6 protein-coding genes and 1 pseudogene are annotated in these 9040 nt (G+C 38.6%); 1 reads left to right on the top strand and 6 read right to left on the bottom strand.

The window, feature by feature from the left end:
• Positions 1-149: 149 nt before the first annotated feature.
• From AAC037_RS12275 to AAC037_RS12290, 4 genes are read right to left on the bottom strand one after another with little or no spacing between them, the layout of a single operon-like run.
• Positions 150-1037, bottom strand: a complete 888-nt coding sequence (locus AAC037_RS12275; RefSeq protein ID WP_339903274.1) for a sugar phosphate isomerase/epimerase family protein — start codon at positions 1035-1037, stop codon at positions 150-152.
• Between the two features lie 10 nt (positions 1038-1047).
• Positions 1048-2226 carry an acetylxylan esterase gene (locus AAC037_RS12280; protein WP_339903275.1) on the bottom strand — a complete coding sequence of 393 codons (1179 nt, stop codon included), beginning with the start codon at positions 2224-2226 and terminating at the stop codon, positions 1048-1050.
• Between the two features lie 30 nt (positions 2227-2256).
• Complete coding sequence (locus AAC037_RS12285; RefSeq protein WP_339903276.1) at positions 2257-3525, bottom strand: hypothetical protein; 1269 nt, start codon at positions 3523-3525, stop codon at positions 2257-2259.
• Positions 3526-3553: 28 nt separating this feature from the next.
• On the bottom strand, positions 3554-4960 hold the full coding sequence (locus AAC037_RS12290) for a putative oxidoreductase C-terminal domain-containing protein (protein ID WP_339903277.1): 1407 nt from the start codon (positions 4958-4960) through the stop codon (positions 3554-3556).
• Between the two features lie 707 nt (positions 4961-5667).
• Between AAC037_RS12290 and AAC037_RS12295 the strand changes: the two genes are divergently transcribed.
• Complete coding sequence (locus tag AAC037_RS12295; protein WP_339903278.1) at positions 5668-7083, top strand: tagaturonate reductase; 1416 nt, start codon at positions 5668-5670, stop codon at positions 7081-7083.
• A gap of 70 nt (positions 7084-7153) precedes the next feature.
• Here AAC037_RS12295 and xylA read toward each other — a convergent pair whose 3' ends face one another.
• Together xylA and AAC037_RS12305 are read right to left on the bottom strand one after the other, a co-directional pair.
• A complete protein-coding gene (gene xylA / locus AAC037_RS12300) occupies positions 7154-8467 on the bottom strand; it encodes a xylose isomerase (protein ID WP_339903279.1) in 1314 nt (437 codons plus the stop codon).
• A 38-nt stretch (positions 8468-8505) separates the two neighbouring features.
• A pseudogene (locus AAC037_RS12305) lies at positions 8506-9040 on the bottom strand (carbohydrate kinase); the annotation flags it as partial.

Raw genomic sequence — 9040 nt, forward strand, 5'->3', positions numbered from 1 at the left:
AATGTTTAAAGGAAATATAGCCCTATTTTTATCATTTAACAAACGCCTTATTCAACCAATTAAAAATGGTTTGGCTCAAGAAAAGATTGATCCGTAGTAGGCTTTCCTTAATCAACCATTGATAAAATAAATGCTCCGATATATCAACCTTATAGATCCTTAAGGTACTGCTCAAAAGTCTTTTTCTGGGCTTTCATAGAAGCCAATTTATCTGCAGGATCACTATGGGATTCTATTAATATCCAACCATTGTATTCAGCTTGATACAATAATTGGAGCAATGCCTGAAAAGGGTAATCATTTTCATCGAAAGCCCTAATATGGGTGGTATCACCTATCCATTTTTTCACCATATTAAAGTTCCCCACTAATCCCGGCTCCATAAGATCAGTATTATTGCTGTTCCAGCAAATTTTCACATTGGATGAGGTTACTTGATCGAATATGGCTTTCATTACCGGAAGTTGTTGGGTAACTTTCCCATGCACTTCCACACGCACCAATTGCCCATAGTCTTTTGCGTATTCTCCAACCTCACTAAAGGATTTGGCTATTTGGGCAATGGTTTTTTCTCTTGGCACTTCTTCCGGTAGTCGATTGGGTTTTACTTTAATTCCGGAAGCGCCAATATCATGGCATAATTGGATGTATTCTTTGGTATGGTTAATATTGGCTGCAAGTTCCGCCGGATCGGGGCTATGGTATTCGTAATTACTTCCATAACCTACACAGGTAACAGGACTATTTTTGAACCTGTTTTTTACCTCTTTACGTTCTTTTTTACTAAGACTGGTTTCCACCCCGTGGGCATGCTGTGTGCGAAGTTCTAAACCTTCATAGCCTGCTTTCTCACAATTGCTAATAAGTTCGGGCAAAGTCCAATCCTTACCCCATAAGTAAGTTACCAGTCCCAATTTCATGGATGCTGCCTTAGGGGAAATGGGTTGTGCCCAAGAGGACCCTAAACTGCTCAATGCAATGCCGGATAGAAGGCTTTTTTTAAGAAAATCTCTTCGATTATTTTGATCGTTGTTCATCGTGTTGGGTTTACCATTTAATATTATCTATGGAAGTCAATCCATAATTAGGGAAAGGACTCTTTTCTGTGAATGGATATAGTGTCTTTTGATCCTCTACCACCACTGCTTCTTCCTTCAATCGACCATCTTCATACATTGCCTTAGATAGATCTAAGTCTAAATGTTTGGCCAAAAACGGATAGACTGCTTGTCTTTTCTTTTCGTCATATCCGTGATTATCTTCCGGAATATGTTTATTCTCAACCCTTTCAGGATGACCTTTTAATCCATATATGTATTGAAGGTGTGGAAATTCCACTTCGGGAGTATTTTTGGTCCAATCTCCTCCAACTGAGGTCAGCAATAGGGGCTTAGGTGCAAATACTCCAGCAATTTCCACATTGTTTGTTTGGTAATTTTTAGCTTTATGGATGGGCATTCCGCTTTCACATGTACAGCCACCAAAAAAATGTGCTGAAACCATAACTACAGGAGCAGCTACATCAATGCGATCATCAACTGCTGCCAATAAAAAGGATTGGGTTGCACCACCTGAAGCACCAGTAACGGCTAATTTTTCAGGGTCAGCCCCAAGGGAAAGCATAAAATCTACACTCCTAATACTGTTCCATAATTGTAATTTAAGCACCTCCCCTTCTCTATGTTCCCAACCAATTTCTTCCATCTGCCCATAGCCTACTGCATCATATGCCCAAACAATGGCACCCATCCTGGCCATGGATGCAAATCGTTTTTGGGCATTAGGTCTGTACCTTCCCACTTCTCCGGGTTTGGTCCAGTGCCCGTGAGGACTTATGATTCCAGGAATTTTACCCGGGTTTTCAGAGGGCATATATAGACTTCCGGTTACGAACACTCCTGGTAAACTTTCAAAAGCTACATTTTGAACCACATAACCATCATATTTCCTAATTTCTCCCAAAACAGGCTTTAAAGGCGTTTTTTTAGGCATCTTATTTAACCCTGTTCCTTTTAGAATTTGCTTTCTAATTGCATTGGCTCTTTTGTCCCAAGCTTTTTCTGTTTTGTATTTTTCTTTTTCCATTTGAAGAAAGGAAGCACCTTCTTCTTCCGTCCAATGGTCCCCAACACAAAGCATGTCTGAATTTACACTTTGTGCAAATACCATCATCGAGCTTGATATTAAAAAAACGAGAATAGCCAATAAATACTTATTTGATTTCATAAGGAAGGTTTTAAATAAGAAATGAAATATTTAATTTTTTAACCACTTGTCCCACCAATCAAAAGCTTCTGCTTGCATGGCTTTATCAAATTTATGAAGACCCGGATAATAAGATGCCCTGTATTTATCTGAAGCACCGGCTTTATCAAAAACAGATGCCAAAATTTTGTCTGCTTTTTGCATTTCCGGCAAAGTGTACAATTGGTCCTCTCGATCATTGAGTACTAAGGTGGGCAATGGCACGCGTAGTCCTAAAATTTCAGGGAAATCCAGCTCATTGGGGAGTCTAGGAATATAGGCCATCCAAGTATGGGTGTAAGCCCTGTTTAGTAGAAAATCTGTCCAAGTACTCATAAATCCTACACATACAGCACATTTGACCCTATGATCCAAGCCTCCCATCATTACTGTCCGCAATCCACCTCCGGATAATCCTCCACAGCCCACATTGTTTGAATCTACATCTTTTCTGGCCAAAAGAATTTCTAATGCCATTTGATCTTCAGCAAAGAACACTGCAGGCCAGCTAGTGCCACCACAAAATAAAGACTTGGCCATCACATGCTCATGATCAGCGGCCCAATTATTGTAAGCCTCGATGTTTTCTTCTTTTTCAGGATTTTCATCCGTCAAACCGGCCCGTCGATTCTCCGGAACTTCTTCTAGCAACACCCTACGACTGGCAAAGGTAAAGGAGTCGGGAACCATAACCACATATCCTCTTTTCGCAATTTCATTGGCCCAAGCTTTTCCTTCATAATAATGCTCCTGATGAGCTATCATCATTGGATGCTGATCTTTACCTGTTTTGGTAATCTTTCTTAAACCAAAATATTTATTGCCTCCATGGTCATGAAACGCAAGAATTGCAGGAAGCTCACCAACCGCACCATCGGGTTTAATCACCAAAGCCTTGGTGCGATTACCATAAGGCAATTGCCAACTGACCTCTTCAAACACTAAACCATCATCTACATAGGTATCGTGCACCGTCACCTCGGGAATAGGCCCTAAGTCAGGAATCCCCATGCGCTCTTTGACAGTAGCCATGGCATCCTTTTTCCAAGGTTCAATCGCTGTGAAACGTTGATTTCTGTAAGAAAGTGAGGGCAATTGATCATTGATCAGCCCATTGGCCCAAGGGCCATAAGGGCCAATGATACTTAGGTCAGATTTGGTCATACCTGATTTTTTAGAATCAGATGAAAAAGCAAAACTTTGAGGTGTCAAAATACCTCCTGCCAATCCAAAGCTTGTTAAACCTGCAGTTTTGATAAAGTCTCTCCTTTGCTTTTTCATCTGTTTTAAATAGTTTAAAATAGAAATTTTATTTGGCTAACTCTAAGGCTTGGGTAGTAACATAATACTTGGCCAGCATATTTGGAACTTCCCAATCAGGTAATTCACCTTGTTCCAAATAGTCGATATAGGTTTCAGTAACTTCTCTGAAATGATCTTCATGGCCATGACGGTAAGCTTCAGGAATCTGAACTCTCCAAGAATTTTTACCCTCTACTTTTACAACATCCAAACCTTCGAAAGTACCGGCAAGCTCTTTTACATGTTGGGTTACACTGGCTTCAAAGGCAGTGATATCCTCACCTTCTACCGGCTCTATATACAATTCAGGCTTATAGTTTTCTTCTGCATCTTGTCTGATAACCAAATTCGCTTTGGATCCTCTCATGATTGAGTAATGGGTATCAGCAGAGCCCTCAGGAGCCTTATAATTCCATATAACGGAAACCTTTGCATGAATACCATTAATTTTATAGTTGATTTCTCCATTGCCGTATACCTTCAAAAGACCATCAGAAACAACTGATTGAAGGTAGTCTGGAAATTCTTCAAGACCTGTAGACAAGGTAAACTCTTCTTGCGTAAGGTCAGTAGTCCACCTTTTGGCGTTGATCATTTCAATATCTGTCTTATAATCGATGATCTTATTAGGAAAACTCTCCCATTGTACCAAATCAACCAAATGAGTGGTAACATCCACGATACCATTACCTTGTTGGGTGACATCGTAAAACCATCCCGGTCTAATCAAGGTTTTTCCGGATACTTGCTTATAAAAGTGATGGATGCTTTCTTTTGTGATGGCAGGATTTTCCAATGTGCCTTTTTCCATTTCTCCAAACACCTCAGGGATCAAGGAAAACTCTCGCTGAAGTATGGTAGTTATTTCAAACCTTTCAGTCATGATATCAAACAATAGGACATCATTTTTCTCAGCAAGTTCAAAGGCCTCTTTTAAGGTTTCAAAACCCTGTGCATCAATGGCCATAGGTTTGTCCGCCAAAACATTGATACCAGCTTCAATGGTAGCCTTAATATTAGCTGTTTTCTTCTTATTATTACCCGCTGTAAGCATTACATTGCCCTTTTTCTCACTGAGCATTTTCTGAAGGTAATCATCTCCTTTATATACTTCTAATTCCCAACTCGTAGGGTCTTCTTCTCGGGTATTATAGCTTTCAATTGATTTTAAATAGGAGTTCAATTCCGGTCCATCGGGTGCATATACATATACTTTGGGATCCACTTCCTCGTACATGGATTTTTTCACAAGATGAGCATGAAAGTGGCCGGGATCAAGAGTAAGTAATTTAATTTCGTTTTTTTCTCCGGTAAAGGTAGTCTTCACTTCTTCTTCTACATTTTTTTCATTGGAACATGATAAAAGCAAAATTGAGGCAGCAATAGGTGACCAAAATTTACTATTAAATTTCATAAGATTTGATTTTGGTAATTGGTTTAAATTAAGTAATAATTACTTTGGGATAACCCTGTGGCTTAATGCATGAAAATTAGCTCTTTGCCTTAACCTTAGGAAAAGCACGGTCTTGCATCAAGGGAATAAATATAAACAATAATAAAGGAGAATAAAACATATAGTAACGTTACCGATTACAATTGATGCATATTTTCAAGAATAATGGTTACAATAAATAAAAGGCTGGCATCCTTGTGAGCTTGATTTTAGCCACGGCTTAATTCTAACCCTAAGCCCCTTCATTTTTTACGGTAAAAATAACCCCACCCTCTTTTGGTTGGTATGAATTTTGACCTTTTATTTAAAAGAATTACTTAAATTAAAACTTTCGATTTCACGAATGAATCTACATCATTGACGGTTAATAAAACGATTTAATGAATGCAAAATGGGTGAGTTATAGCATTTAAAATCCATTACAATTCTTACAGGCACTACCTTTTAAACTAGACTATTGAATTTATGAATTCCTTTAGCCTATAATAAATACTAAGGGAAGTTTAAGAAGCAATTCCTCGAATTTTTTAAAAAAAACAAATACTTTAATTCAATATTTAACCAGTAATTAAGACATTGTAGCATCTTAAAAAATAATAAGCTCAAAACGTAAAAATTTCTTTTGTTTAGGACAAAGAAAACAACCTAAAATTTTAATATATACAAACATGAAACTATTAAATAGACAAAATATCCCTTCAACTTCTACTCGCCCTATCAGCATTCTCCAATTTGGTACAGGTAATTTTTTGAGAGGATTTGCTGATTGGATGATTGATATCCTAAATGAGAAGACCTCATTTAATGGAGATATCCAAATGGTTCAAGTACATAGTAAAAAACCAGCCCATGGCATTAATTCACAAGAAGGTCTATATCATGTGCTTACCAAAGGGGTTAGTAAAGGTCAAACCATAGAAGAAAGTAGGTTAATTCAATCGGTAAGAGGAGCAATTAATCCATTTCTAGATTATAGGGCTTATTTGGAATTGGCAAAAATTCCTGAATTAAGATTTGTTATTTCAAATACCACAGAAGCAGGCATATACTTTGACGAAAAAGACAAGGATTGGGCGACTACTCCAGCGTCTTTTCCAGGGAAATTAACGGCTTTGCTTTATCAACGTTTCCAACATTTTAATGGGGATTCTGAAAAAGGTTTGGTGATCATTCCTTGTGAATTGATAGAAGACAATGGTAAAAAGCTTAAAGAAAATATCAAGAGGTACATCGATTTATGGGACCTTTCAGGCGATTTTGAGGACTGGGTGGTCAAGCATAATTTTTTCTGCAACACACTGGTAGACCGAATTGTACCGGGATTCCCATTGGGAAGTGGCAATGAAATTCAGGCCCAATTAGGCTTTAAAGATGAACAAATGGTGATGACAGAGCCATTTTATTTCTGGGCCATCGATGGACCGGATTGGCTTAAAAATGAATTACCTTTAGATAAAGCCGGATTTGATGTACTTTTCGTAAAAGACATCAGTCCATATAGAACCAGAAAAGTACGAATTCTTAATGGGGCTCACACTTGTTTGGTACCAGTTGCCTATCTCAAAGGAATCAGGTTGGTAAAAGATGCCATGGAGAATGAAGCCACTAGTTCATATCTCCAAAAAGTAATCTTTACTGAAATAATTCCTGCCATGGATCAACCGGAGAAAAACTTAACTCCCTTTGCAGAAGATGTGCTGGATCGATTCAGAAACCCTTTTATAAAGCACAAAATAAGTGATATCGCATTGAATTCCATTGCAAAATGGAAAGTTAGGGTTTTGCCAACATTACTGGACTATATCAATAAAAAGGATCAAATACCTACAGGAATGGTACAGGCTTTTGCTGCCATGATTGTGTATTATAGAGGTCACTATAATGGGGAAGCTACTCCCATCAAAGACAAGTCGGAAGTGGTTAAGTATTTTGATCAGATCTGGAAAATTAAAACACCCGAGGCAGTGGTTGAAAGTGTGTTGGCTAAAGTGGATTATTGGGATCAAGACCTAAACTTGATTTATGGTCTGAGTGAGGCCTTGATTAAAGAAGTAAAAATCCTATTGGCTCAAGAAGAGGGATAATTATTGATAAATTGAATTTAAAAAAAAAGCGGCTTAAATATTTAAGCCGCTTTTTTTTATGTTTTGTAACTTAGATAAACTGATTCAGTATATTCTCATACATTTCTTGCTTACCACTTGTCATCTTCGGCTCCCCGATTTCCAGGGCATGGCTTCTTAAGGCTTCCAAGTCAAGCTTTCCGGTTTCAAATGCTTCCCCTTTTCCGCCATCAAAAGAAGCATATCGATTCTTTCTCAAAGTTTGATAATCTGAATGCTCCATGATATCATTGGCAATAACTAAACTCCTTGCAAAAGCGTCCATACTTCCAACATGAGCATGAAAAAGATCGTCTAGGTCTGTAGAGTTTCTTCTTATTTTTGCGTCGAAATTCACTCCACCTGTGGTAAACCCAGGTCCTTGCAAAAGTACCAGCATGGCCTCCGTCAATTCCTGAAGGTTGATTGCAAATTGATCTGTATCCCAACCATTTTGATAGTCTCCTCTATTGGCATCTATACTCCCTAAAAGCCCGGCATCCATGGCTACTTGCAATTCATGTTGGAAGGTATGTCCTGCCAGGGTGGCATGATTCACTTCCAAATTTAGTTTGAAGTCTTTGTCTAAACCAAAATGTCTAAGGAACCCTATTACCGTAGCCGCATCATAATCATATTGATGCTTGGTTGGCTCCATTGGTTTTGGTTCAATAAGGAATGTACCTTCAAAGCCTTGTTTTCTTCCATAATCTCTGGCCATGGTTAAAAACTGGGCCAAATGCTCTGTTTCACGTTTCATGTCGGTGTTCAACAACGACATATAACCTTCTCTGCCACCCCAAAACACATAATTTTCACCTCCTAGCTCGATGGTTGCATCAATTGCATTTTTCACCTGAGTAGCAGCTCTACTTACCACATCAAAATCCGGATTGGTGGCTGCTCCATTCATATACCTTGGATGGCTAAAAACATTAGCTGTTCCCCAAAGTAATTTTATACCTGTTTCTTTTTGCTTTTGCTTGGCATAATCTACTATTGCCCCCATATGCTTCTCATAGGTCGCAATGCTGTCCCCCTCATCGATCAGGTCAATGTCATGAAAACAATAAAAAGGAGCTCCAATTTTCCCGATAAATTCAAAGGCCGCATCCATTTTGTCTTTTGCTCTTTGAATGGGATCATTGGATTGATCCCATTTATGAACCATAGTCCCAGGCCCGAAGGGATCATTTCCAGTGGCACAGAAGGAATGCCAATAGGCTATTGCAAAACGGAAATGCTCTTTCATTGTCTTCCCGGCAATTACTCGGTTCTCATCGTAATATTTGAAAGCCAATGGATTTTTTGAATCCTTTCCTTCAAACTTAATCTTATCAATCTCAGGAAAAAACATATCTGACATAATTCAATTCTTTTTAGGTATTAGATAAGTATATTAATTTATTTCACTTGGTTTAAGCAATTTTCCCACTGCTGATAAACCGCTCCATAGGCTTCTATTTTTTGTGCATCAGGTTCAAAGTCCTGGATTTTCACCAAACCTTGAAAGGCTTCTTTAGAACCTGAATAGATCCCTGCACCAATTCCTGCTCCTCGGGCAGCTCCCTGTGCACCATCCGTATCATACAATTCGAGGGATACATTATTCATGTTAACAAAAGCTTCTCTGAAAATGGGACTGAGAAACATGTTGGCTTTCCCTGCTTTAACGGTTTTCAGGTTTAGCCCCATGTTTTTCATGATTTTGAAGCCATAGGTCAATGCAGATACAATGCCTTCTTGGCCGGCACGGAACACATGCCTTTTGTCATGTTTCAAAAGGTTTAATTGGGATAAGTGTGCACCAACATGCTTATTTTCCATGATTCGTTCTACTCCATTTCCAAATGGTAAAAAACTCAAACCTTCAGCACCTATAGGCACTTCAGCGGCCAATTCATTCATCACTTCATAGTCCAGTGCTTGATCTCCAAAA

This window comes from uncultured Cyclobacterium sp., from assembly GCF_963976465.1.
GTDB lineage: Bacteria > Bacteroidota > Bacteroidia > Cytophagales > Cyclobacteriaceae > Cyclobacterium.

Excerpts from the sequence above, each read along its gene's own strand:
- AAC037_RS12290 (WP_339903277.1), bottom strand. The coding sequence starts at position 4,960 with ATGAAATTTAATAGTAAATTTTGGTCACCTATTGCTGCCTCAATTTTG.
- AAC037_RS12285 (WP_339903276.1), bottom strand. The coding sequence starts at position 3,525 with ATGAAAAAGCAAAGGAGAGACTTTATCAAAACTGCAGGTTTAACAAGC.
- AAC037_RS12280 (WP_339903275.1), bottom strand. The coding sequence starts at position 2,226 with ATGAAATCAAATAAGTATTTATTGGCTATTCTCGTTTTTTTAATATCA.
- AAC037_RS12275 (WP_339903274.1), bottom strand. The coding sequence starts at position 1,037 with ATGAACAACGATCAAAATAATCGAAGAGATTTTCTTAAAAAAAGCCTT.
- xylA (WP_339903279.1), bottom strand. The coding sequence starts at position 8,467 with ATGTCAGATATGTTTTTTCCTGAGATTGATAAGATTAAGTTTGAAGGA.
- AAC037_RS12295 (WP_339903278.1), top strand. The coding sequence starts at position 5,668 with ATGAAACTATTAAATAGACAAAATATCCCTTCAACTTCTACTCGCCCT.